Here is a 23,670-nt window from a genome sequence, read left to right as displayed (position 1 = left end):
GGCGGTGCGCGCGATGATCCTGGCCGCCGGCCGCGGCGAACGCATGCGGCCGCTGACCGACACCACGCCCAAGCCCCTGCTCGAAGTGCGCGGCAAGCCGCTGATGCAGTGGCCGATGGAAGCGCTGGCCGAGGGCGGCTTCACCGAACTGGTGGTCAACACCGACTGGCTCGGCGCGCAGGTCGCCGCCCGGTTCGACGCGAACCCCGTGCTGGCGGGGCATGGCGCGCTGTCCATCTCCTATTCCGACGAGGGCCGCGACTTCGGCGGCGCGCTTGAAACAGCCGGCGGCATCGTGCGCGCGCTGCCGCTGCTGGGTGAGGTGTTCTGGGTGGCGGCGGGCGACGTGTTCGCACCGGGCTTTCGCTTCACCCAGGCCGCGGTCGACCGTTTCCTGGCCAGCGGCAAGCTCGCCCACCTGTGGCTGGTGCCGAACCCGGCGCACAACCTCAAGGGCGACTTCGGCCTCTCGGCCGACGGGCTCGCGCTGAACCAGGCGGCCGACAAATACACCTTCTCGACCATCGGCCTGTACCGCGCCGCGCTGTTCGCACCGCCGTACTGCGACATCCCGGCAGGCAACCCGGGCGGCATCAAGGCCACGCTGGCACCGATCCTGCGCGCCGCGATGGACAACCAGCAGGTGAGCGCCGAGCTCTACACCGGCGACTGGACCGACGTGGGCACGCCGCAGCGCCTGCAGCAACTCAACGCCGGGGTCGCGCCGGCAGCGGGCGCATGACGCTCGCGCCGCTGCCCGACGCCCTGCGCCTGCTGCCGCAGCGCCTGCACGAGCTGGCCCTGGCCACCGCCGCCGAACGCAACGACGGCGCGCCCGAAGACCCGCTGACCGTGCCGCTCTACGTGAGCGACTTCACGCGCCTGAGCCTCGCGCCCATGCGCCAGGGCTGGCACGTCGAGTACTTCGGCGACACCTGGGGCGACGCCTTCGACGAAACCCTGGCCTGCCTGAGCCGGCAGGACGTGGCCGACTGCATCACCTCGCTGTCGTTCAACGGCCCCGACAGCGGCGCCAACGGCTCGCGCGAATGGATGTTCACGCCGCTGCTCGAGAGCCCGGTGATGTTTCCCCGCCTGCGCTCGCTGTTCATCAAGCCGACGCAGCCGGAGGACCACAACCAGTCGCTCGTGTGCACCAGCGACGGCATCCTCGAGGAAGGCGGCGACATCGCGCGCTGGGTGCGCAAGACGCCGCACCTGAGCGAGCTGACAGTGCCGAACCCACCGAACGCCGACTTCTTCGCCGTGCCGCTGCCGCAACTGACCAGCCTGTGCGTCGGCGCCCATTTCGCCACGCAGCACTTCATCCGCCACCTGGCCGCCGCAACGCAGCTGCCGGGCCTCAGGCTGCTGGATTTTTCCGAGTCCACCGAGCAGCAGATGGCGTGGCCGGCCGACCGGACACCCGGCGGCATCACGGCCTTCGAAGACTACGAGGCCTTGCTGCACAGCCCCGTGGGCGCGCAGCTGCGCGTGCTGAGGCTGCGCAACACCTGCCTCGACCTGGCCCAGCTGCAGCAGCTGCAGGGCGTGCGGCAGCGGCTGCAATTCATGGTCATCCAGTCAACGATCGGCGGCTACGTCAGCCACTTTGCACAGGATGTGTTCCCATGGCGGCATCTGGTACCCGCGGACCCCGGACTTGCACCGTATCGAAAGTGAAATCCCATGCTCAATGACACCACGATCTACGCCGAGCGCCGCGCGCGCCTCGCTTCGCAACTGGGCAAGGACGGCATCGCCATCGTTCCCACCGCGCCCGAGCGCCAGCGCAACCGCGACAGCGACTTCCTGTTCCGCCACGACAGCTACTTCTACTACCTGACCGGCTTCACCGAGCCCAACGCGTGGCTGGTGCTGGCGGGCGACGGCCGCGCCACGCTGTTCTGCGCGCCGAAAGACCTGGAACGCGAGATCTGGGACGGCTACCGCCTCGGCCCCGATGCTGCCCCCGCCGCGCTGGGCGTGGACGAGGCCTTCTCGATGAACGACCTCGACGCCAAGCTACCGAAGCTGCTGGAGAACCGCTCCACCGTGTGGTTCCCCTTCGCCACCCACAAGGGCCTGGAAACCCGCATCGACGGCTGGCTGCAGTCGGTGCGCGCACGCGTGCGCTACGGCGCGCTGTGCCCCGAGGAGCAGCGCGACCTGTGCGGCCCGCTCGACGAGATGCGCCTCGTGAAGGACGCGCACGAGCAGGACATCATGCGCCGCGCCGCACAGATCAGCGCCCGCGCCCACATCCGCGCGATGCAGCTGTCGGCGCGCATGCTGCGCGAGGGCAAGGACGTGCGCGAGTACCACCTCGACGCCGAGCTGCTGCACGAGTTCCGCCTGGGCGGTTCGCAGTACCCGGCCTACGGCTCCATCGTCGCGGCCGGCGCCAACGCCTGCGTGCTGCACTACCGCGCCGACGCCGCGCCCGTGCGCAAGGGCGAGCTGGTGCTGATCGATGCCGGCTGCGAGCTCGACGGCTACGCCAGCGACATCACCCGCACCTTCCCGGCCGATGGCAAATTCAGCGGCCCGCAGCGCGCGCTGTACGACCTGGTGCTGGCCAGCCAGGACGCCTCGGCCGCCGCCACCAAGGCCGGCAACCGCTTCAACGACCCGCACGACGCGGCCGTGAAGGTGCTGGCGCAGGGCATGCTCGACCTGGGCCTGCTCGATGGCAACAAGGTCGGCGGCGTCGACGACGTGATCGACTCGCGCGCCTACTTCCAGTTCTACATGCACCGCACCGGCCACTGGCTGGGCATGGACGTGCACGACTGCGGCAGCTATGTCGAACCCACGCAGGTGGGCGAGGTGAGCGAGCGCAAGGACCCGCTGTCCAACGAACTCATCAAGAACCGCCCGAGCCGCATCCTGCACCCGGGCATGGTGCTGACGCTGGAGCCCGGCATCTACGTGCGCCCCGGCGAGGGCGTGCCCGAAAAATTCCACAACATCGGCATCCGCATCGAGGACGACGCGATCGTCACGGCCACGGGCTGCGAACTGATTTCGCGGGGGGTGCCGGTGAAGGCGGATGAGATCGAGGCGTTGATGCGCGCCTGAGCGCGAATCAGGCGGGCAGCGCGCAGAACAGCGCCTGCCCGATCGCGAGCACCGCTGCGCCCGCGGCAATGCGCGGAAAGCGGTGCGGCAAGCCACTCAACAGCCCGACCGTCGCCAGCGCCGCCGCAGTCAGCGCTCCGAGCCACAGCACCCATCCCACCGACCCGCCCGCAGCCTCCAGGCTGGCCCACAGCGACAGGCACAGCAGCGCCGCGCCCCCGAGCTGCAGCCATCGGCGCCAGGCGCCGGGCGTGTGGCCGCGGCCGAAGACGTCTTCGCTGTGGCGGTCCATCGCGAGGCTCAGCGCGCAGAAGCCGGCCAGCGAGGCGGCGAACACCAACCCGAGCAGCGGCATCACGACCCCTGGCCCGACGCGGCGAGTTCGGTCGGCGGCGTTGGCTTGACGGCTTTCTTGGGCGCCGCCAAAGCCTTGCGGCGCTTGCGCTCCACCAGCCAGGTCGCCCCCGCCAGCCCCAGGCCGAGCGCGATCGCCACGAGGTCGAAGCCCGCCACCGAACTCGGGCCGCTGCGCAGGCTCACGGTGAGCGGCGCGGGGCCGGTGAAGGCATTGAGCACCGGCAGCAGTGCGAACAGCAGCGCGCCGAGCGCAAGCTGCGCCTGCCACATGCGCAGGGTGGGGCGCAGCAGGCCCAGCAGGGCGGTGGCGCCCCAGACGATGAAGAACCAGCGGATCTCGGCCTCGTTGCGGCCGGCCACGTCGACCGGCAGCAGGCGGTTGGCCCAGAAGAAGGCGGCCATCGCCACAGGCAGGCCGGCAATCGCACCGAGGTTCAGTCCGTCGACCAGCCGCAGGCCGAAGCCGATGCGTCCGCCCTGCTTGAGGGTCTTGGCGTATTTCTGGCGCTCCTTCACGGCCCACAGCAAGAGGCCCGTGGCTACCATCAGGCAGCCCGCCAGGCCCGAGACGAAGAACAGTGCGCGCAGCAGCGGATCGGCAAAGCGGCCGATGTGCAGGCCGTAGAGCACGCCGCGCGTTTCGGCCGCGGCCTTGGGCACGTCGCCGAAGCTGCCGATGAGCGCGCCGGTCGTGCCGTTGAACTGCATGCTGGGCTGGTCGTACGACAGGTGACGGCCTTCGGCCCGCGTGAGCGAGACCACGGCGTTGGCGTCGTTGGGCTGGTGCACCACGATGCGGCCCACGGGCGCGCCGTCCCAGTGGGCCGTGGCCTGCGCCACCATGGGCGCGAGGGGCGCCAGCGCGGCCTTGGTGCCCGAGGCCTTGATCTGCGTGCGCACGCCACCCGGGAAGGCCTCGGCGAAGAAGGTGTCGTTGCCGCCGTGCGCCTTGTAAGCCACCTGCGGGCCCCACGGCATGTACATGAACATCAGCGTGACCAGCCCGGTGTAGGTGATCATGGCATGGTACGGCAGCGCGAGCACGGCGGTGACGTTGTGCGCGTCGAGCCACGAGCGCTGGCCCTTCTTCGGACGGAAGGTGAAGAAGTCCTTGAAGATGCGCTTGTGCGTGACGATGCCGCTGACGATGGCCACGAGCATGAACATCGCGCAGAAGCCGACGATCCAGCGGGCCCAGAGCGCGGGCATGTAATGCAGGTCGAAGTGCAGGCGGTAGAAGAACTCGCCGCCGCGCGTCTCGCGCGGCGCGGTGATCGCCTGGCCCGTGGCCGGGTCGAGCATGGCGCGGTCGAAGCTGCGGCGCCGGTCCACGGGCGGCGAACCGGGCGGCGGCGGCGGCTTGGCCCACAGCAGGCTCACGCCGGGCTCGCGCTCGGTGGGCAGGGTGATGAACCAGCGCGTGGCATCCGGCGCGTGGCGCTGCATGAAACTCAGCGCGTTGTCGGCGGCCACCGGCTGCGGCACCGTGCCAGGCGTCACGGCGTGCAGCTCCGGCTTCATCCAGAAGGTGATCTCGTCCTTGAAGTACGAGGCCGTGCCGGCCGCGAACACCATGAAAAGCACCCAGCCGACCAGCAGGCCCGACCAGGTGTGCAGCCAGGCCATCGACTGACGGAATCCTTCCTTCATGCGGCACCTCCGCCGCCCTGGGTCCACAGCAGCAACAGCAGGCCCTGCAGCGCCGCCGCGATGGCGAGGCCGGTCCAGGCGCGCCACGCCGAGCGCGCGGCGAAGACCCACATCACGGCCACGGCGTAGACGAGGAAGGAGGCCAGCGTGCCGGTCAGCGCGGCTTCGCTGCGCGCCATGCCGAAGAGGGCAGGCAGGCCCAGCGCGAGCACGGCGGCCGACAGCGCGGCGACGCCGTAGCCGCCCGCGATGGCGGCGACGGCCCGCGACGCGACGCCCATCCGGTAGCGGAGGCCGGCGCTCACGACGGGCGCCGGACGACGTGCGAGGTCGTTCGGAAATTCATGGGACAGAGGGAGAGGAGAAACCTGGAGAATGAGAATCATACTCATCTTCTCGGTTTTTCTCGCCCCCGCCCATCCCGCGAGCGGGGCCTTGAAAGGCGCGCGGCGCCTTACTTCGCCTGCAGCAGCGCGCCGGCCTCGAGCAGCACCAGCTCGTTGTCGTCGGCCTTGTTCGGCTCGCGGCTGCTGGAAAACGGCAGGTTGTTGTCGTTGCCGACGACGATGTGGGTGGCGTCGACCACGTCGACGTTCTCGATGGTGAAGAACGGGAACTTGAGCACGCCGTCGTTCAGCGGCTTGCGCGCGAGCTTGTTCGGGTCGGCGATGTTCAGCAGGTCGATGTAGCCGATCTTGCGCACCGCGCCGCCCACGTTCGCGTCGCTCAGCTCGACCTTGTAGACGCGCTTGAACTTCGCGATGTCGTGGAAGCAGTCGGTGCGCTTCTGGCCTTCGGGGCAGGCCTTGTCGCTCGTGCCTTCGCCGTTGTCGCGCTCGATGATCAAACCGGTGGTGCCGTCGATCATGTTGAAGTCGCCGATGGCGTGGCCGTTGGCTTCGAGCACGTACTTCCAGTGGCGGCCCGTCCACTTTTCGGTTGCGACGTCGAATTCCAGAACGCGCAGCGCTTCCTTGCCGTCGACCTTCTCGTAGTCCTTGGCCTCGGCGTTCCACACCGGGCCTTCGAGCAGCGCGTAGAGCTTGCTGCCGTCCTTCGACGACGCCATGCCTTCGAAGCCCTTGGAGCGCTTGATCTGGAAATCGACCGCGCCGCCCGGCGCGCCCGGCGTGGTCACGGCCGGATGGTCGGGCGAGCGCACGGCCTTGCCGTCCACCTGCGTGTCGAACACCGCGAGCACCTTGCCCTTCAGGTCGGCCTTGATCAGGAAGGGGCCGAACTCGTCGCCGATCCACAGCGCGCCGCCGGCGAACTGGAAGCTCTCGGGATCGAAGTCCGACCCCGTCAGGTAGCGCTGCTTCGTGCCTTCGTGGACGATGCGGAACGGCACCTTCTTGTCGGGGTCGTGCAGGAAGATGGTGTTCAGGCGGTTGAACTTGCCGCTCTTGAAGTCCACCTTGTAGTGGTTCAGGTAGAGCATGAAGTCGGGCGAGTTGGCCTTCGCGCCGGCGCCGTTGTCGGTGAGGATCCAGAACGAGCCGTCGTCCATCTTCTTGATGCCCGAGTGGCCCTGCAGCGGCTGGCCCTTGAAGGGCACCGACACGCCGGTGCCACGGCCGGCCGAGAGGCCTTCGACGGTGCCCAGCGCCTCGACGCGCTTGCCCGAGGTGAACTTGCCGCTCGCCTGCAGGTCGGCGGGCGCGTCTTTCGGTGCGGCAACGAAGCTCTGCGCAGGCAGCACGGCGTGGCCGGAGAGCGTGGCGGGAAAGGCGGTCTGGGCCACAGCGCCACTGCAGGCGAAGGCGGTGGCCAGGGCGACCAGAGAGAGGGAAGCGAAGCGCGTCATGAACGAAAAGGCTTTCAGTCGAAAACGCGTGACCTTGCCGGGCAGGCGTGACGCCGCCGTGACATCCGCTCAGCTCAAGGTGCGATGTCCACCGTCACTTCTCGCGACTCGGCGCGGCCCTGGTCATCGACCGCGCGCAGCACGTAGCGCCGTCCCGATTCGGCCATGTCCGGCATCCAGGTGATGCCTTCGCCGGGCACCGCCTTGCCGACCAGTGCGTCATCGGCGAACCAGTAGATCGTCTGCGTACCCGCCGCCGCTTCGGCGCGCAGCACGAGCGGCTCCGGCTTCTTCACGCGCAGCGTGTGCCGCACGCCGCGCAAGGGCGAGGTGATGAGCGGTGCCGTCTCCGAAGCCTCGCCCTTCTCGCAGCCATCGGTCGGCAGGCTCGCGCGCGGCAGGCCCGCCTGGCGAAACAGCCGCCGCATGTCGCTGCCCCATTGCTCGACCACCTGCTGGCGCGCATTGGGCTGCGGCCTGCACACCACCTTGCCGGTCGTCTCGTCGACCCACACGGTGCGGTGCAGGTTGCTCACCTGGATCGGCGACTTGCCGGCGATGAACCATGTGGTGGTGCGCACCGGGCACAGCGCATCGGGCAGCCCGCCCGTCGCGGTGCACACCTCGACCTGGCGCAGGTCGGCCGGCTGGCGCGTCGCGATCTCGCCAGGGTCGAGCCGCTCGGCACGCAGCGCATCGACCATGCGCAAGAACAGCGGCGCGGCCGCATCGACGCCCACCAGCGCGGGGTTGCTCGTGCCATCGAAGTTGCCGACCCACACCACGAGCACATGGCGGCCGAACACACCCGCGGTCCACGCATCGCGAAAGCCCCACGACGTGCCCGTCTTCCATGCGATGGCGGGGCGCGCGGGCAGCGTGGTGTCGGGGCGCGGCGTGTGGCGCAGCATGTCCAGCGTGATGAACGAGGCCTCTTCGCTCAAGAGGCGCAGCGGCTGCACCGGCCGCTCGTCGGGCGCGGGCTGCGTGTAGCGCAGCGGCTGCGAGATGCCGCCGTTGGCCAGCGTGGCATAGAGGCCCGCGAGCTCCTCGGGCGTGACTTCGCCGCCGCCCAGCACCAGCGCGAGGCCGTAGTGCGATTCGCTCTGCAGCTTCTGCACGCCCGCAAGCCGCATGAAGTCGTAGAGCCCCGGCTTCGAGAGTTTCGCGGCGACGGCCACCGCGGGGATGTTGCGACTGCGGATCAGCGCCTCCTGCGCAGGCAGCGGGCCGGCGAAGCGGTGGTCGAAGTTCTCGGGCGTGTAGGGACCGAACGATGTCGGCGCGTCCTTGAGCATCGTCTTCGGATGCAGCAAGCCCTGGTCGAGCGCGAGTGCGTAGATGAAGGGCTTGAGCGTGGAGCCCGGCGAGCGCTTGGCCTGCGTGCCGTTGACCTGCCCGGCGATGGCGTCGTTGTGCCAGTCGGCCGAACCGATCAGCGCGCGCACCTGCATGGTCGAGGCGTCGAGCAGCAGTGCGCTCGCGTTGGTCATGCCCACGTCGGCGTGCGTGCGCAGGTACTGGCCCATCACGCGTTCGAGCGTGGCCTGCATGCGCAGGTCGATGGTGGTGCGCACTTCCTGCACACCGCGCTCCTGCGCGAGCAGCATGTCGGTGGCGTGCGGCGCGAGAAAGGGGAGGCTGCCGCGCGACTGTGCCGAGAGCGCGAGCTGTGCATCCGGCGCGTGCTGCTTCGCGGTCGGATCGCGCTCGGCCCACAGCGCCCACAGGCGTTCGCGCGCCGACTGCAGTTCGGCATTGCGGCCGCGCTCGGCGATGCGCTTGACGGGGTTCTGCGGAATCACCGCGAGCGTCAGCGCCTCGGGCAGGCTGAGCTTGGCGGCGTCCTTGCGGAAGTAGATGAGGCTCGCGGCCTGCACGCCTTCGATGTTGCCGCCGTAGGGCGCGGTGTTGAGGTACGCCTCGAGGATCTCGCGCTTGCTGAAGCGCGCCTCGAGCCAGAGCGCCGCGCCGATCTGCGCGATCTTGCCCATGGCCGTGCGGCTGTCGATGCCGTAGACGCGCCGTGCCAGCTGCATCGTGAGCGTCGAGCCGCCCTGCCTGCGCTCGCCGCTGGCGATGCGCCACGCGCTGCGCACGAGCGCGGCAGGGTTGACGCCGGGGTGCGCGTAGAAGCGGCGGTCTTCGTACAGCAGCACCGCATCGACCAGCGTCGGCGAGATGCGGTCGAGCGGCACCCAGAGGCGGTATTGCTCGTCGCTTGCGAGGGTGAGGCGCAAGAGTTCACCACCCTGCGCGTACACGGCGCGCGAGCTGCCGACGGTTTCGCTGAGGGGCGCGTGCGGCCAGAGACGCAGCAGCGCGAGCAGGAAGGCCACCGCCAGCGCCCACAGCGCAGGCTTGCGCAGCCTTCCCAACTTCACGCTCAAGCGCATGACGGCCTCCGCTGCCTGGCGTCAGTTCGCGACGACCTGGAAGCGCGCACCCGCCGAGCGCGAATACACGCGCCGGTCGTACATCGCCTCGCCATACGCCGCAGGCACCACGAAGTCGCCGACATTGGTGGCACGCGCCTTGTAGGTCACTTCGAGCAGGTTCTTGTCGACGGCGCCGTAGAACACCACGCGGTCTTCGCGGATGTCGGCGTACTGCACCTTCCACGAGCCGCCGCCACCGAGGCGCTTCTTCCAGATCGGCGCGTCGGCATTGGCTTCCTGGTCGTCGCCCACGGCCTGCAGCACCGGCTCCAGGCCGCCTGGCAGCAGGTCGACCAGCGCCACATCGTTGAGCTGTGCGCGCTCCAGGCTGCGCACGCGCACCCGCACGGTGACCTCTTCGCCGAGCTTGGCCTTGGTGATGGGGTTGCCCTTGGCATCGAGCACTTCATGGAAGATCTCCAGGCCCTGGTTCACCGGCGTGGTGGGCACGTTGCGCTCGAAGCCCTGTTCGGCCCAGCTGTAGTACAGGTTGAAGTCGCTGTCGTTCGACAGCTTGAGCTTGGCCGTGCCGGCGGGCACCGCGGCACGCGTGATCGGATTCACCGAGCCCAGCGCGAGTGCCGCGGCCTGCCCTTGCGCGTTGACGCTCTGCGCGGTGAGCTTGCCTTCGACGTTCTGCGCCACCGCTTCGAAGTACGCATCGACCGCGAGCAGCATCGAGGCCGACGACAGGCTGTTGTACCAACCGTCGCGCACCATCGCGCCCATGCCTTCCCACACTTCGGGCTTCAGCGTCTTCAGGCGCGAGGGGAAGTGGCGGCCCACCAAGTGCAGCGTCATGCTGTCGTGCACCAGCGGGTCGTAGTAGGCGCCCCACACGTTGCGGCGCTGCTTCTTCTCAGTGCGCGCGAGCAGGTCGGACCACACCGGGTTGAGCAGCTCGTTGGCCACTTGCTCCTGCTTCACGAGCTGGTAGCTCGCGGCGAGGTACACGGCGCCCAGGTCGTCGCTCCAGCCTTGCGTCTGCTTGTTGCGCCACGCTTCGCGCAGGTTGGCCAGCGCGGCCGGCGCGATGATGCCCTGGCGCGTGAGCAGGTAGGCCGCCTGCGTGCGCTGGCGCCAGCCGTCGAGCGAGGTGTCGCCGCTGCCGAGCCAGCCCTGCAGGTACGTGTTCGCTTTCTGCAGCAGGTCTTGCGGCACGGGCAGCTTGTGGTCCTTGGCTTCGATGAGCAGGTGCACCGCGTAGAGCGTGGCGAAGGCGTCGGTGCCTGCGCCGGGCCACAGCGAGAAGCCGCCGTCGGCCGTCTGCCGTGCGCGCAGCTGCACGAGGTAGCGCTCGAAGGTCTTGCGCGCCTCGGGCATCGGGCCCTGCTCGGGCGTGCGGCCGCGCGCCATTTCCTTCACCAGCTCGGGTCGGCCCGACAGCAGCACGGCCGGGAAGGTCTGGCTCGTGATCTGCTCGGTGCAGCCGTGCGGGTACACCTCCAGGTACTGCATGAGTCCGGTCGCGAAGGCCCACGGCGCGGCGGACACCGCGACATCGCTCTTGCGGAAGTTCGGGTACAGGTCGGCCTTGCTGCTCAGCTCGCCCGCGCGCTGGAAGCTGCCCGCCTGCACCAGCGTGACGAACGGCGACGCAGGCCGCACGCTCACCTCGGTCGACAGGCGTGCGCTGAAGGTCTTGTGCGTCGAGGTGAACACCAGCGCCGAGGAGCCCAGCACCGCCTGCTCGCCCGGTTTGGCGCGCACGTTGAATTTGGTGCTCGCTTCGCCGCGCTCGTTGACCTTGAGCGTCTGCGTCGCATCGCCTACCACTTCGAGCCCGCCCGAGGCGGTGAGCGTGAGCGCAATGGGCACGTCCTTGCCCGAGCCCACGATGTTGTTCGCAAGGCCCACGCCCACTTCGACGGTGTCGCCGGGCGCCATCGCGAGCGGCGCGTTCGGCAATATCACCATGTCGCCGCGCACCACGGTGCGGGTGCTCCTGGCGGCGGTGGTCTCGTCGTTCACAGCGACGGCCATCACGCGCAGGCTGCCGTTGAAGCTCTCGGGCACGGTGTAGCTGAACTCGCGGCTGCCGTTCACATCGACGAGACCCGACCAGTACGCCACCGGCTTGTCGCGCTTGCGCTTGAACGGATTCAGGTGCTTGCCGAGCTCGCCTTCACCATCACCGCCGGGGGCGGCACCCTGCATGAGCTTCTTGAACTCCGGCAGGATCAGGTCGAGTGTCTGCAGGGTGCCCACTTCGAGCGCCCGCTTCTGGAAGAAGTGCTTGAGCGGATCGGGCGTCTTGTAGCGCGCCACCTGCAGGATGCCTTCGTCCACCGCGAACAGCACGGCGCGCGTGGGCTTGTCGCTGGTGAGCTTCATCTTCACCGTCTGGCCGGGCTTCACGAGTTCGCTGCTGGTGAGCTGAAGGTTCGCGGTGCGCTTTGCAAGGCTCGTGGCGAAGGGAATGACGCCGTACGACAGCGGGCTCATGTAGACCTCGTCCGAGGCCGGGTCGCGCACGAAGTGCACGTTGATGTAGCCGGTGCCCTCGAAGTCCTTGGGCAGCGTGATCTTCTGCACCGAGGCGGTCTTGTCGGTCTTGAACCATGCGTGGGCATAGACCTTGTCGCGCTCGATGGTGATGAGGCCGGCGCCCACGTACGGCGCACGGATGCTCACCTCGATCTCCTGACCCGGCTCGTAGTCCTTGCGGTCGAGCGTGAGCTGCAGTTCGGCATTGCGGTCCAGCGAGCGCGAGACGTTCGCGTTGCCCGCCACGCTGTACTCGACGCGGTTCAGCTCCAGCCCGCCCGCATTGCGCACCACGTAGGCAAAGTTGCCGGGCGTGGCGGTGTTGAGCGCGATGGTGTTGCCTGCGGCGACGATGGCCAGCGGCTTCTCGTCGATCACGATTTCCTTCTTGCGCGATTCGTAGCGGTAGAGGCCGTTGTCCTGCTTCACGAGCACCGACAGCACCTTGCGCTCCACGCGCTGGATCTTCAGGTCGTCCACGGCCGTCTTCTTGGCCTGCGGATCGATCGCGATCACGGTCGCATTGCGCGCGGCGCCCTTGCTCACGTAGCTGGTGTCGCCATCGACCTTCACGCCCACGAGGTAAGGCATGTCGCTCACCAGCGTCTGCGCCTCGGCCGAAACGCTGCGTCCGCCTTCGGGCTCGAAGGCCTTGGCGAGCACGTGCACCTGGTACGTCGCTGCATCGAAGCGCGAGAGGCGCAGGTCGAACTCGGCCTTGCCTTCGGCACTGGTCTGCACGCTGCCCAGGTCGTCGACCTGCTTCTCGGTGGCGCGCTGCGGATCGAAGAAGGCGTAGTCGGCGAACGCGCGGAACACCGGGAAAGCCGGGCTCAGCGTGAGCGTGCCTTCGACCTTGCGGTCGGGCGCGGGCGTGCCGAAGAGGTTCTGCACGTCGATGAGCGCCTTCAGGTCCTTGGGCCTGACCCAGCCTTCGGCGACCTCGCTGCTGAGCTTGGCGACGACCTTGGTGCGGTCGGGCAGGAACTCCTGCACCTTCACCGTGGTGCTGCCGATCAGCAGGCCCTGCACCTCGGGGTTGCCGGGCGAGGATTCGCGCGGCAGGTAGAGGTTGACGGTGTAGTTGCCGGTGGGCGAGGTGTCCTGCGTGGCGTGGGCGATTTCCGCCGCGCCGCCGGGGCCGAGCTTGAGCTTCTCGCGCCGCACGCTGAGGCCGCGCGCATCGATGATCTCGGCCTCGAGCGGCAGGTCGCGCAACGACGTGGCCCAGTTGCCGGCCTTGACCATCATCGCGATGTGCATGGTGTCGCCCGGGCGGTAGATGCCGCGGTCGCTGAACACGTACGCGGTCATCTGGTTCGGCACGCCGGCCGCGCGCAGGCCGCCGACGTCGAAGCGCGAGATGTCGAGCGTGCGGTCGCTGCGGTTGAAGGGCAGGAAGCTCAGGTCGCCGTCCTTGCGCACCACCAGCACCACAGGCGCTTTCTCGCGCTGGTAGCCGGCGAGGTTGGGCAGCTTGGCGGCGCCCGTGGCGTCGGTGGATTGCGACGCGACGATCATGCCGTTGCGGCCCCACACCTCGACCAGCGCACCGGCCACGGGCTGACCGTTGGCGATGCTCTGCACGAACACGTCGCGCGTGCCGTCGAGCGACTTCTTGGCGACGATGCCCAGGTCGGTGACGAGCACCAGGCGCTGGTCCTTCTGGTCTTCGGGGTTGCCGCTTTCGGGGTCGCCTTCGCCTTCCGAGGGCTGTTCTTCCTGTTGCTCCTCTTCGGGCTGCGCCTGCGTGGCATCGCCTTCGGCCTTCTTCTTGGCCTTGGGGTCGAAGCCCTGCACCTTGAGCAGGAACACGCCGCGGCGGTCGGCCACGTCGCTGCGCAGGTACTCGGCGAAGTCGACGGTCTCGTAGTGCGCCTTGCCGGCGGGGATGCTGAGCGGAATCTCCTTCTGGAAGCGGTCGACGAGGTTGTCCGACTGCAGGCTGCCGTTGAACTGCGGATGCGCGAAGTCGCCGTTGGTCTGCGTGACCAGGTGCTGCAGCTGCTGCGGCAGCAGGCGTCCGATTTCCAGGCGGATGCCGGGCAGGTCGCGCACCAGGATCGGCAGCTTGCGTTCACCGGAAAGTGCGAGCAGCGAACCCTGGCTCATGATGGTGAGCTCGGGCGCGAAGGTCTTGAGCAGGCGCACGTCTTGCCGCGCCGCGCCGAGCTGGTAGCCGCCCGGTGTCTTGAGGCCCTTGGCCACGCGCACCAGCAGGTAGCGGCCGCCTTCGGCTTGCGGGAGGCGGAAGCTGACCATCTCGGTCACTTCGCGTTCGCTGGCGATAGGCTGCAGATTGATCTTCTTCGCGCGGCGCAGCACGGCGTCGGTGACCTTCGCGGGGTCGGCGGACCAGTCGAACTTTTCTTCGGGGTCGCCCTTGGCTTCTTCCGTGGCGGGCAGCAGCCAGGCCTGCACCACGCGCGCCATTTCGCGCTCGTGCACCGGCATCGAGGCGGTGACGTGCATCACATGCTCGGGCTCGCCGTTCTCGCCCGTGACGATGGTGGGGTCGATGCTCGAGATGTCGAGGCTGAAGAGGCCGGGGATGTCGACCGCGCGCGAGATGTCGCTGCGCTGGCCGGGGCCGCCCTTCTGCGCGACCGCACCGGAGGTGAGGCTGAGCACCACGGGGCGCGTCTTCTCGGGGATGGGCAGCGGCTCGGACTGCAGGGTGGCGGTGAGGCGCAGCTTGTCGTAGCTGACGGTGAACTTCTCGCTCGCGCACTTGCCCACGCTGAAGATCGAGGTGCCGCAGGCCTGGTCATAGGTCAGCACCAGGCGCTTTTCGAACTCTGCCGTGCTCACGGGGTGCGAGAAGCGCACCTGGAAGAGCGCGCGCCGCACGTTGGCCTGCACCGGGTCTTGGTAGAACTCCGCGCCCGCGATGCGCGCGCTGAATTCGGGCGAGGTGAACTCGTACTTGCGCTGCTCGATCTCGATGTGCGGTGCGAGCGCGTCCTTCGAGAGCTGCACCTTGTAGGGCTGGCCGACTGGCCAATCCTGCGTGGGCAGGAATTCGAGCTTCTTCTGGCTGCTCCACGTCCAGCGCCCGGCAATGGCGGGCTCGATGGTGACGCCGGTTGCCTCCTGGCCGATGCGCGCGATCGGCGCGACCGAGGCGGAGAAGTTGATGACGACCGGGTTGGGCCCCTTGTCGTTTTCGATCTGCGTGCGCGGCGGCGCCACGATCTGCGCCGTGGAAACGACGGGCTCGACGCGGTCGGGCGTGAGGCCGTGCCACCACTTCAGCACGTGCGGGCTCGCGAACCAGCCGGCCAGCACCAGCAACGCCAGCAGCACCACCCAGGCCAGCCGTTGCTGCAGCCACTGCAGCCCGAAGAGAAGAAAGGCGCCCACGATGCGCAGCCACCCCGGGGGTCGCCAGGAACCGATGAGTCCGCGTGCCAGCGGACGCAGGAACCCGAGCACGCGGCCCAGTCCGGTGAAGAGCACGTCGCTGAGCGACGCGAGTTTTCGATTGGCAACTTGAAGCATGGACGCTCCCCCGATGTTTTTGTTGGCGCCTGACAGTCTCTGCCCGGTCTGTGAAGCCATGGCGCTGTGTGTGAAGTCTGCGTGAAAACCGCACAGGGCCCGCGCACCGGCCCGTCTCGAACGTCAGAACGAAAGTGCGGGCTTGTTCACCATCAGCCAGAACACGATGGCCATGGCCACGAAAGCCGGGTAGCCCAACAGTTCCCAGTAGCGCTGGTAGCGCAGATACAGCGACGGCAGCGCGGCGCCCTCGCGATGCGCCTGCCCCGCCAGGGCCGCCATGCGGATCTGCAGCCACACCACCGGCAGCCAGCACGCGCCCGCGAACGCGAACAGCCCCAGCGACAACGCCAGCCACGGCGTCGACAGCGGCCAGCCCGCCAGGTGCGCCAGCGCGAAGCCGGTGACCGGCTGCAGGATGACCGTGGGCGTGGTGAACCACCAGTCCGCGCGCACCACCAGCCGGCTCACCACCGCCTGCGCCGGCACGCTGCCGCTGCGGTTGGCAAAGAACATGTAGAAGGCCGACCCCAACCCCGTGCCGACCATCAGCACGCTGGAGACGATGTGCAGCCACTTGAGGACGAGGTAGGTGTTCATGGCGTGGCGCGTCGGTACAGGTGCCAGAGCAGCGCGGCGATGGGCAGGTTCTTGAGCAGGGGGCCGAGCGGATGCAGCCACAGGTCCGGCTGCAGCACGGTCGCCACGAGCGTCATGGCGAGCATCAACGCGAAGGCGGCCAGGTAGACGGTGCGGCCGGGTCGCGGCCGGGTCGCAGCCACAGCGCCAGGCCGATCGCGAGATCGGCCGCCGCGCCGCCGACGATCAGCGCCTGCACCAGCCACGGCGGCGAGGCGATGCCCGCGTCGGCCAGCACGCGGCGGCTCTGGCCGTCGAGCTCGACGATGCTGGCGACGGCGGTGAAGAGCCAGACGGCGACGAGGCTCAGGCGCAGCAGGCGGTCGTCGCCGTCGGCAGCAGCAGGGCGCGTCATGGCGTGGGCGCCCCTTCGTCGATCACATCCGTCACCATGCCCCAGCGCGCGAACTCGGGGTCGAACTCGGGCAGCGTGAGCAGGCCGGCGCAGGCGTGCGCGCCCACCGGCAACGCCTCGCCGCGCGCGAGCCGCCGGGCCAGCAGGATGGCGGCCATGCAAGGAATCTCGGGGCCGTGGTTGTCGTCCGCCGCGATGTGCCAGGCGCGGCGCGCGATGGCGCCGTGTGCATCGGTGCCTTCGACGCGCACCACCATGCCGCCCAGCGCGGTGCCGAACGCATCGAACACGCCGCCCGTCGCGTGCAGCAGCGGCGCCAGCTTCTGCGGTGCGCGCAGCAGGCCCGTGCGCCGCAGGAACGCCAGGAAGGCGAAGGCGTGCTGGGTCAGGCCGACTTCGAGTGCGGCGCGGAACATGACCGACTGCACGCCGGCGTAGCGCGCGGGAAAGAGTTCGAGATCGGGGATGTCGCACAAGGCGCCGCGGCGCGGCTTCATGCGCGCGAACTGCACCTTCGCGGGATGCGCCCAGCCGGGCTGCTCGGTCCAGCGGCCGCCCTGCCAGACGCGGATCGGTGCGCCGCAGTAGGCGAGCACGCCCGCGAGCGTCGCTTCGCCGCGCGGTGCGCCCTGTGCCGGCGCGATGCAGATGTCGATGCTGCGGATGCCTTGCCAACCGGCGGCGAGGTGATCGACCACCGCCGACGACAGCGCGGGCACGGTGCTGGCGCCGGTCACGGCGGTGCGGCCTGCGCTGCGGAAGGCGGCGTCCATCGCGGCGGGAAAGTCGCAGACGAAGCGCCGGCCGTCGGCCAGGTCGATGTAGTGCGCGCCGGCGGCCGCCACGGCCTGCGGCACGCGGTAGTCCTGGCCCTGGAACGGGCCGGCGGTGTGGATGACGAGGTCGACGCCCAGAAAGCCCAGCCCCTGCGCGAGGTCGGGCGACTGCGCATCGACGCGCACACCGCGTGCACTGCCGTCCAGCGATTGCGCGAAGGCCGTGGCCCGCTCGAGGTCGCGCCCGCCGACGTACAACTCGATGCCCGGGTCCTGCGCCAGCGCGCGGCTGATGCGCGCGCCGAAGTTGCCGTAGCCGCCGAGCACCAGCGTCTTCATGCGAGGTTCGTTCCGGCGATGTGGCCGCGCGTGAAGGCTTCCTCGAAGATCGAATAGCCCGACCAGTCCGCGTGCGCGAACGACAGCCGGCCCGCGGCCACGCGGTCGCCGAGTGCGCCGATCTGCGCGAGCAGCCCGGGGCGCGGGATCGACATGGCGTGCCCGTAGCGCGTGATCTCGACGCGCGTGGCGAGCGCGGGCAGGTCGGGGTGCGGCACCGACAGCTCGGCCAGCAGCTCGTCGCGCCATGCGGTCCACGGGCGCTCGAGCAGCAGCTGGCGGCCGTCGCCGGTGTCGTAGCCGCTCGGGCCCAGCGGGCGGTACCAGCTGAGCACGGTGCCGCGCGGCGTGGGGTCGAGCGCCTGGTGGCGCGCATCGACATACCCGAGGCCGCGCGTGCCGTAGATCACGTTGTCCCAGCTCGGCGCGGCGCCGACGCGGTCGGCCAGCGGGCCACGCAGGTGCACGTTGGCGACCAGCCAGGGCGCGTAGCGCACGTGCGCGGCGGCGCTCGTCAGCAGCGACGGCGGGTTCTCGACCACGCGCGCGGCGATGAAGACGGGCAGCGCGACGATGCAGCGCTCGGCCTGCCAGCGCACCATGGATTTCGACGCGGCATCCCACGCATCGACCTCGACGCCGGCGCGCCCTTCGGCGATGCGCGTGACGACCTGGCCGGTGTGCAGGCGCGCGCCCAGCGGCGCGGTCAGCTGCTTGGTGAGCCAGCCGTTGCCTTCGGGCCAGGTGAGCACGCCGTCGCGGTCGGGGTTGCTGTCATTGACGCTGCCGCTCGCGTCGCCCGGCGCATGGAAGCCGTGCCGGCTCGCGAAGTAGTGGATGCCGGCCCAGGCCGACACCTGCGCGATGCCGGCGCCGTAGTCGTCGCGGCAGCAGTAGTCGAGGTACCAGCGCAGGTGGGCATCGTCGAAGCCTTCGCGGTCGAGCCAGCCGGCGAAGGGCAGGGCGTCGAGCGCGAGCAGTTCGGGCGTGACGGCAAAGCGCAGCGTGGGAATGGCGAAGTGGGCGGCGTGCTGCAGGGCGTCGATGCGCTGTGCGAAGCGGCGGTATTGGGCGTGCGTGCCATCGCCGACGTCGTGCACGGGCAGCAGCCCGTCCTGCCACTCGCCTCGGAAGAACAGGCGTTCCTGCGGGCTGTGGCAGAGGTGGCGCTCGTCATACGTCCAGCGGCCGGCCACGCGGCGGCGCAGGCCGAGTTCTTCGAGCAGGTCCTGCACCTCGTGCGCGTCGTCGCCGGGCGTGGGCAGGTAGTGCGCGCCGAGCGGACAGGCGATGCCGCCGACCGAGCCGCCGCGCGCGTTGCCTCCGGCGGTGTCTTCGAGTTCGAGCAGCGCGAAGTCGTCGATGCCCGCGAGGCGCAGCGCACGCGCCGCCGCCAGGCCGGCGACGCCACCACCCGCGATGACGACGCGGGTGCGTTTGACGGTGGCCGGGGCCTGCGACTTGAGCGTGGCGTCGCGCATGGCGTGGCCGCGCGCGACATCGATGCCGGTGAAGCCGCCTTCGATGACCGGCGGCGGCGCCTCGCAGCCGGCCAGCGCCAGGGCGCCTGCACCGGCAGCGACGCCAAGAAAGCCACGACGCCTCATGGCACACGGTTCCTTCGTGGAACACCGCGGAACCGGCTTTGCCGGGCCGCAGGTGTTGCCCCCGGTAGGGGGTTGGCGAAGCGACACGAAGTGCGCGCAGCCTGGGGGCGAGCCATATCAGTGCGCCATGACCTTGCCCCACTCCTGCTCGTAGGTGGTGACAAGGGTCTGGTTCGACAGACGGTTCACTTCGGTCGGCACGCGTGCCATGTCGAGCGGAAAGTCGAACATCAGGGGCAGCGTTGCCGGCGTGAGAAAGCGCATGCCGCCCGGCAGCGCGTCGGGCTGCCGGTAGGGCCGGTGGCTGGCGATGATGTAGCCCCATTCGCCGAAGCTGGGCACGTGCGCGTGGTACGGCGTGGCCTTCAGGCCGACCGACTCGATGGTGCTTGCCACGGTCCAGTAGCTCTTGCGCGCCACCAGCGGCGAGGTGGTCTGGATCACGGCGTAGCCGCTGGCCGACAGGCGCCGGTCGAGCAGCGCGTAGAAGCTGTTGGTGTAGAGCTTGCCGATGGCGAAGTTGGTCGGGTCGGGAAAGTCGACCACGATGACGTCGAAGGTGTCGCCCTCCTGCTGCAGCCACTGGAACGCGTCGGTGTTGACGACCTTCACCTTCGGCGACGAGAGCGCGTGCCCGTTGAGCGCGGCCAGCGTCTCGTGCGTGGTGAAGAGCTGCGTCATGTTCGGATCGAGCTCCACCAGCGTGACCGACTCGACCGACGGGTACTTGAGAACTTCGCGCACCGCCATGCCGTCGCCGCCGCCGAGCACGGCGACTTTCTTGGGCGCGCCGTGCGCGGCCATCGCGGGGTGCACCAGCGCCTCGTGGTAGCGGTACTCGTCGCGCTCGGCGAACTGCAGGTTGCCGTTCAGGAACAGCCGGTGGCCCAGCGCGCCGCGCGTGACCACGATGCGCTGGTAGGGCGAGCTGGCGCTGAAGACGATGCGGTCCTGGTAGAACTTGTCTTCCGCCAGCGTGGTGATGTGGTCGGCGCCCCAGAAGGCGCCGATGAGCGCGGCCAGCGTGAGAAAGCAGGCCACCGCGTGCGCGCCGGCGCGGCGCAGTTCATGGCGGAACAGCCACAGCGCCCACACGGCCACCGCGGCGTTCATCACGCCGAACAGCAGGCCGGTGCGGATCATGCCCAGCTGCGGCACGAGGATCAGCGGGAACGCGACCGACACGGCAAGCGCGCCCAGGTAGTCGAAGGTCAGCACCTGCGACACGAGGTCCTTGAGCACGATGTTGCGCTTGAGGATGCGCATCACCAGCGGAATCTCGAGCCCCACCAGCGTGCCCACCACCACCACGAGGCCGTACAGCAGCAGCCGGAACGCGCCCGGCACGTAGGCGTTGGCCAGGAACAGGATCGCCGGCAGCGCGCCGCCGATCAGCGCCACCAGCAGTTCGATGCGAAGGAAGTGCGCCGGCAGCTGCCGGTCGAAGTAGCGCGAGAGCCACGAGCCGACGCCCATGGCGAACAGGTAGGTGCCGATGATGGTGCTGAACTGCAGCACCGAGTCGCCGAGCAGGTAGGAGCTCAGCGCGGCCGCGCTCAGTTCGTAGACGAGGCCGCAGGCCGCGACGACGAACACGCTGGCGAGCAGCGCGATCTCCACGGGTTGCGGCCCCCGCGCATCCGGGGTGCGCGCGGGCAGGGCCGCGTCGCTCAATGGATTGCTGCGGCCACGATGACGCTGATGCCGAGGCACATGGCGGCCACGACGAGCGCCAGCGCCCTGTTCTGCTTCTCGACGATCTCGCCCCACAGGTCATAGGGGGTGATCTTGTCGATGATCAGAAAGCAGATCCAGAAGACCACCACGCCGATCAGCGCATACACGAGCGATCCGAGGACCACGCCCGGTTTCAGCCATTCAATTCCCATGGGGACCTCCAGTCGTAGCAATAAAGAGAGAAACAAGAGAGCGCCTGCGCGCGATCTTCGTCATTTGTGGCCGCCGCCGCTCGAGTAGCCGCCGTACGAACCGCCCGAGCTGCGGTACCCGCTCGAGGAGCCGCCGCCGCAGTTGCTCATCATGATCAGCACGAAGAGGATGACCACGATGACGAGGATGATCGTGCCGCAGCCCATGCCCGACGCGGCGCTCACGGGCAGCGCGTCGCCGCGCGAGAACAGGTCTTTCTTGGCGTCGAGCTTGAAGGCCGTGGCCACAGCGCCGCTGTCGATCTTGCTGCCCGAGGACCACGTCAGCTCGTTGGCCGAGCGCTCCATCGAGAGCAGCGCGCCGCCGCTGGCGAAGTCGCGGTTGAAGGTCTTCTGCCCGCGCTCGACCTGCCAGTAGAACTCGCCGGCCACGTAGGTGGTCTCGGCGTTGTAGGCGTACTGTTGCTGGTAGCGCTTGTTGAGGTAGGTGGCGGTGGTGCCGTTCTCGGCCATCACGGGCGCGCCGGTGGTCGGCTTGACCATGCTCCAGCCGTCTTCGGCATCGACCAGGAAGCTGAAGCCGCGCTTCTTGTTGTACAGCAGGTACTCGTCCCAGCCGAACTGCTCGTCGTCGCCGGGCTCCTGGCCCATGCGGTGCTGGAAACCCACCACCTGCCACTGCGCGCCCTGCAGCTGGCCCATGCTGCCCAGCGCGATGAGCGGGCGCACCGGCTCGTTCTGCTCGGCGTGCTTGAGTTCGCCGCCGATGCCTTGCGACAGGTCGATGATGCTGTTGCACGAACCGCAGGTGATGCTCTTGCTGTCGGCCAGGTTGACCGTGACGGGCGAGCCGCAATTCGGGCAGTTGAAGCTGCGGCCCTTTTCGTCCTTCGCGGATTCGTCGCGCAGGCCAGTGAGCTGCAGATCGTCCAGCTGCACCGAGCGGCCGAGGTAGGCCGTGGGCGGGGCGGTGCCGTAGTCGATGCTGAGCACCAGCCCCTTGTCGTTGCGCAGCTCGACCATCGCGAACGCTTGGCCGAGCTCGGGCAGGTGCGGCAACTCGCCCTGCGCGGAGGTCAGCGCCACCTGTTCGTTGGAGGCGACGGTGTAGCTCTGGCCGGCGAAGGCGGTGGTGGCGCCCACGCGCAGGTCGGCGGGCGGTGGCGCGGCGCGCTGCAGGTCGAAGGGCAGCGCGAAGACGTAGGCGCCGTTGTCCTCGCTGAGCACGCCGGTGCGGTCGCCGTCGAGCGCGGCGATCCACTCGGTCCAGCGCCCGCCGGGGTAGGTGTACTGCAGCCGGCCGATCAGCGTGAAGGGCTTGTCCTGGATGCGGCCGGCGGCGAACAGCTGCAGCGGGCTGAAGTCGTCGAACAGCTCGGCCATCTTGCCGGTGCGCGCGAGCGTGTCGCCCTGGCGCACGACGGTGCTCTGGCAATAGGGGCAGACCGCGTGCGTCGATTGCGCCGAGCGGAATTCGACCGGCGCGCCGCAGCCGGGGCAGGGCGCGCGGTAGTAGCGTTGGGAGCCGGTTTCCTCAGCCATGGCGCACCGGGTGCGATGGCACGGCCGGCCACGAATGATTCAAGCCCAAAAGGCCTCTGACGCCCGCTGGGCGGGCGTCAGTCGCTATCGAAAACATTGCAACGAATCAGACGAGCTTTTTCAGCAGTTCGGCCTTCTTGGCGTCGAACTCTTCCTGCGTGAGGATGCCCTTGGTCTTGAGTTCGCCGAGCTTCTCGAGCGTGGTCATCACGTCGGCGGCGCTCACCACGGCCACGGCCGGCTGCTGCGTCGTGGCCGCGGCCTGGGCCGCCGCATTGGGACTCAGGCCCTGCGCGAGGTTCTGCGCCAGCACCTGGCCGAGCGCCACGCCGGCGCCCAGGCCCATCGCGTCGCCCGCGATGCCGCCGCCACCGGCCGCCCCTTCGGCGAACTTCGGGATGGCCTGCGCCGTCTGGTACTGCATGAACTTGCCCATGTCGTTGCCGACCATGCCCATGCCGATCTTCTGGTCGAGGATCTTCTGCAGCTCTTCGGGCAGCGAAACGTTCTGGACCGTGATGTTCTCGAGCTTGATGCCGATCTTCTCGAACTCGGGCACCAGCTGGGTCGCCAGCGCGGTCGCGAACTGGATCTGGTTGGCCGCCAGGTCGAGGAAGGGCAGGCCGCTGGAGGCGATGGCGTTGCTGATGTTCTGCAGCACCAGGCCGCGCAGCTGGCCGTCGAGGTCGGCCACGGAGTAGATGTCGCGCGTGCCGGAGATTTCGGTGTGGAACAGCTTCGGGTCGCCGATGCGGAAGCTGTAGTTGCCGAAGGCGCGCAGGCGCACGGCGCCGAAGTCCTTGTCGCGGATCGTGATCGGCTGGGGCGTGCCCCACTTCTGGTCGACCTGCTGGCGGGTGCTGAAGAAATAGACGTCGCTCTTGAAGGGGGATTCGAAGAGCTTGTCCCAGTTCTTCAGGTACGTGAGCACGGGCAGCGTCTGCGTCGTGAGCTTGTACATACCGGGGCCGAACACGTCGGCCACCTGGCCTTCGTTGACGAACACCGCCATCTGCGACTCGCGCACGGTGAGCGAGGCGCCGTTCTGGATTTCCATCTCGGCCATCGGGAAACGCCAGGCCAGCGTGCCATCGCCGGACTCGGTCCACTGGATGATGTCGATGAACTGTTTCTTGATGAAATCCATCAGGGCCATGGTCGTTCCTCTCGAGATGTTGTCGGTTTGTGTCCCAGCCACACAT

General features: G+C 69.0%; 16 protein-coding genes and 1 pseudogene. 3 read left to right on the top strand and 14 right to left on the bottom strand.

The features are described from left to right. Positions 1-13: 13 nt before the first annotated feature. From AC1RAA_RS19605 to AC1RAA_RS19595, 3 genes are read left to right on the top strand one after another with little or no spacing between them, the layout of a single operon-like run. On the top strand, positions 14-742 hold the full coding sequence (locus AC1RAA_RS19605; protein WP_492730136.1) for a nucleotidyltransferase family protein: 729 nt from the start codon (positions 14-16) through the stop codon (positions 740-742). Next, a complete protein-coding gene (locus AC1RAA_RS19600; RefSeq protein ID WP_492730134.1) occupies positions 739-1,683 on the top strand; it encodes a hypothetical protein in 945 nt (314 codons plus the stop codon). The genes AC1RAA_RS19605 and AC1RAA_RS19600 overlap by 4 nt, the downstream gene beginning before the upstream one ends. Positions 1,684-1,689: 6 nt before the next feature. Then, positions 1,690-3,081 carry an aminopeptidase P N-terminal domain-containing protein gene (locus AC1RAA_RS19595; RefSeq protein ID WP_492730132.1) on the top strand — a complete coding sequence of 464 codons (1,392 nt, stop codon included), beginning with the start codon at positions 1,690-1,692 and terminating at the stop codon, positions 3,079-3,081. Between the two features lie 7 nt (positions 3,082-3,088). Here the strand turns inward: AC1RAA_RS19595 and AC1RAA_RS19590 are convergent, their stop codons facing one another. The 14 genes and pseudogenes from AC1RAA_RS19590 to AC1RAA_RS19525 form a co-directional block, all read right to left on the bottom strand. Then, positions 3,089-3,436, bottom strand: a complete 348-nt coding sequence (locus AC1RAA_RS19590) for a DUF3325 domain-containing protein (protein WP_492730130.1) — start codon at positions 3,434-3,436, stop codon at positions 3,089-3,091. Then, positions 3,436-5,088, bottom strand: coding sequence for a PepSY-associated TM helix domain-containing protein (locus AC1RAA_RS19585; RefSeq protein ID WP_492730128.1), 1,653 nt, complete (start codon positions 5,086-5,088; stop codon positions 3,436-3,438). The genes AC1RAA_RS19590 and AC1RAA_RS19585 overlap by 1 nt, the downstream gene beginning before the upstream one ends. Beyond that, entirely contained in the window at positions 5,085-5,393 is a 309-nt protein-coding gene (locus tag AC1RAA_RS19580) for a DUF3649 domain-containing protein (protein WP_370680729.1), read from the bottom strand. Before AC1RAA_RS19580 ends, AC1RAA_RS19585 begins: the two co-directional genes overlap by 4 nt. Positions 5,394-5,542: 149 nt before the next feature. Then, a complete protein-coding gene (locus tag AC1RAA_RS19575; RefSeq protein ID WP_492730126.1) occupies positions 5,543-6,895 on the bottom strand; it encodes an esterase-like activity of phytase family protein in 1,353 nt (450 codons plus the stop codon). Positions 6,896-6,969: 74 nt separating this feature from the next. Further along, on the bottom strand, positions 6,970-9,291 hold the full coding sequence (gene pbpC / locus AC1RAA_RS19570; protein WP_492730124.1) for a penicillin-binding protein 1C: 2,322 nt from the start codon (positions 9,289-9,291) through the stop codon (positions 6,970-6,972). A 21-nt stretch (positions 9,292-9,312) separates the two neighbouring features. After that, the gene (locus AC1RAA_RS19565; protein WP_492730122.1) at positions 9,313-15,321 is read right to left on the bottom strand and encodes an alpha-2-macroglobulin; all 6,009 of its coding nucleotides are present in this window, start codon (positions 15,319-15,321) and stop codon (positions 9,313-9,315) included. Between the two features lie 123 nt (positions 15,322-15,444). Beyond that, on the bottom strand, positions 15,445-15,921 hold the full coding sequence (locus tag AC1RAA_RS19560) for a DUF2269 family protein (RefSeq protein ID WP_492730120.1): 477 nt from the start codon (positions 15,919-15,921) through the stop codon (positions 15,445-15,447). After that, positions 15,918-16,315, bottom strand: a pseudogene (locus AC1RAA_RS19555) (DoxX-like family protein). Before AC1RAA_RS19555 ends, AC1RAA_RS19560 begins: the two are co-directional and overlap by 4 nt. Further along, complete coding sequence (locus AC1RAA_RS19550; RefSeq protein ID WP_492730118.1) at positions 16,312-17,430, bottom strand: saccharopine dehydrogenase family protein; 1,119 nt, start codon at positions 17,428-17,430, stop codon at positions 16,312-16,314. The pseudogene AC1RAA_RS19555 and the gene AC1RAA_RS19550 overlap by 4 nt, the downstream one beginning before the upstream one ends. Continuing rightward, the gene (locus tag AC1RAA_RS19545) at positions 17,427-19,037 is read right to left on the bottom strand and encodes an FAD-dependent oxidoreductase (RefSeq protein ID WP_492730116.1); all 1,611 of its coding nucleotides are present in this window, start codon (positions 19,035-19,037) and stop codon (positions 17,427-17,429) included. Before AC1RAA_RS19545 ends, AC1RAA_RS19550 begins: the two co-directional genes overlap by 4 nt. Before the next feature lie 117 nt (positions 19,038-19,154). Continuing rightward, positions 19,155-20,711 carry a polyamine aminopropyltransferase gene (locus AC1RAA_RS19540; RefSeq protein WP_492730114.1) on the bottom strand — a complete coding sequence of 519 codons (1,557 nt, stop codon included), beginning with the start codon at positions 20,709-20,711 and terminating at the stop codon, positions 19,155-19,157. Next, on the bottom strand, positions 20,708-20,926 hold the full coding sequence (locus tag AC1RAA_RS19535) for a DUF350 domain-containing protein (RefSeq protein ID WP_062473571.1): 219 nt from the start codon (positions 20,924-20,926) through the stop codon (positions 20,708-20,710). The genes AC1RAA_RS19540 and AC1RAA_RS19535 overlap by 4 nt, the downstream gene beginning before the upstream one ends. Before the next feature lie 60 nt (positions 20,927-20,986). Continuing rightward, positions 20,987-22,468: a DUF4178 domain-containing protein gene (locus tag AC1RAA_RS19530; protein ID WP_492730112.1), complete on the bottom strand. Its 1,482-nt coding sequence runs from the start codon at positions 22,466-22,468 to the stop codon at positions 20,987-20,989. A 106-nt stretch (positions 22,469-22,574) separates the two neighbouring features. Continuing rightward, the gene (locus AC1RAA_RS19525) at positions 22,575-23,624 is read right to left on the bottom strand and encodes an SPFH domain-containing protein (protein ID WP_101490731.1); all 1,050 of its coding nucleotides are present in this window, start codon (positions 23,622-23,624) and stop codon (positions 22,575-22,577) included. Positions 23,625-23,670: the final 46 nt, after the last annotated feature.

The organism is Variovorax sp. GW823-FHT04F07 (assembly GCF_058795995.1).
Note: the sequence above shows the minus strand (reverse complement) of the source record. Positions and strands in the feature narration are given on the sequence as shown.

Bases quoted from the DNA above. Each gene is read 5' to 3' on its own strand.
- AC1RAA_RS19605 (WP_492730136.1), top strand. From the start codon at position 14: ATGATCCTGGCCGCCGGCCGCGGCGAACGCATGCGGCCGCTGACCGAC.
- AC1RAA_RS19585 (WP_492730128.1), bottom strand. From the start codon at position 5,088: ATGAAGGAAGGATTCCGTCAGTCGATGGCCTGGCTGCACACCTGGTCG.
- AC1RAA_RS19550 (WP_492730118.1), bottom strand. From the start codon at position 17,430: ATGAAGACGCTGGTGCTCGGCGGCTACGGCAACTTCGGCGCGCGCATC.
- AC1RAA_RS19590 (WP_492730130.1), bottom strand. From the start codon at position 3,436: ATGCCGCTGCTCGGGTTGGTGTTCGCCGCCTCGCTGGCCGGCTTCTGC.
- AC1RAA_RS19595 (WP_492730132.1), top strand. From the start codon at position 1,690: ATGCTCAATGACACCACGATCTACGCCGAGCGCCGCGCGCGCCTCGCT.
- pbpC (WP_492730124.1), bottom strand. From the start codon at position 9,291: ATGCGCTTGAGCGTGAAGTTGGGAAGGCTGCGCAAGCCTGCGCTGTGG.
- AC1RAA_RS19565 (WP_492730122.1), bottom strand. From the start codon at position 15,321: ATGCTTCAAGTTGCCAATCGAAAACTCGCGTCGCTCAGCGACGTGCTC.
- AC1RAA_RS19575 (WP_492730126.1), bottom strand. From the start codon at position 6,895: ATGACGCGCTTCGCTTCCCTCTCTCTGGTCGCCCTGGCCACCGCCTTC.
- AC1RAA_RS19530 (WP_492730112.1), bottom strand. From the start codon at position 22,468: ATGGCTGAGGAAACCGGCTCCCAACGCTACTACCGCGCGCCCTGCCCC.
- AC1RAA_RS19560 (WP_492730120.1), bottom strand. From the start codon at position 15,921: ATGAACACCTACCTCGTCCTCAAGTGGCTGCACATCGTCTCCAGCGTG.
- AC1RAA_RS19525 (WP_101490731.1), bottom strand. From the start codon at position 23,624: ATGGCCCTGATGGATTTCATCAAGAAACAGTTCATCGACATCATCCAG.
- AC1RAA_RS19535 (WP_062473571.1), bottom strand. From the start codon at position 20,926: ATGGGAATTGAATGGCTGAAACCGGGCGTGGTCCTCGGATCGCTCGTG.
- AC1RAA_RS19545 (WP_492730116.1), bottom strand. From the start codon at position 19,037: ATGAGGCGTCGTGGCTTTCTTGGCGTCGCTGCCGGTGCAGGCGCCCTG.
- AC1RAA_RS19600 (WP_492730134.1), top strand. From the start codon at position 739: ATGACGCTCGCGCCGCTGCCCGACGCCCTGCGCCTGCTGCCGCAGCGC.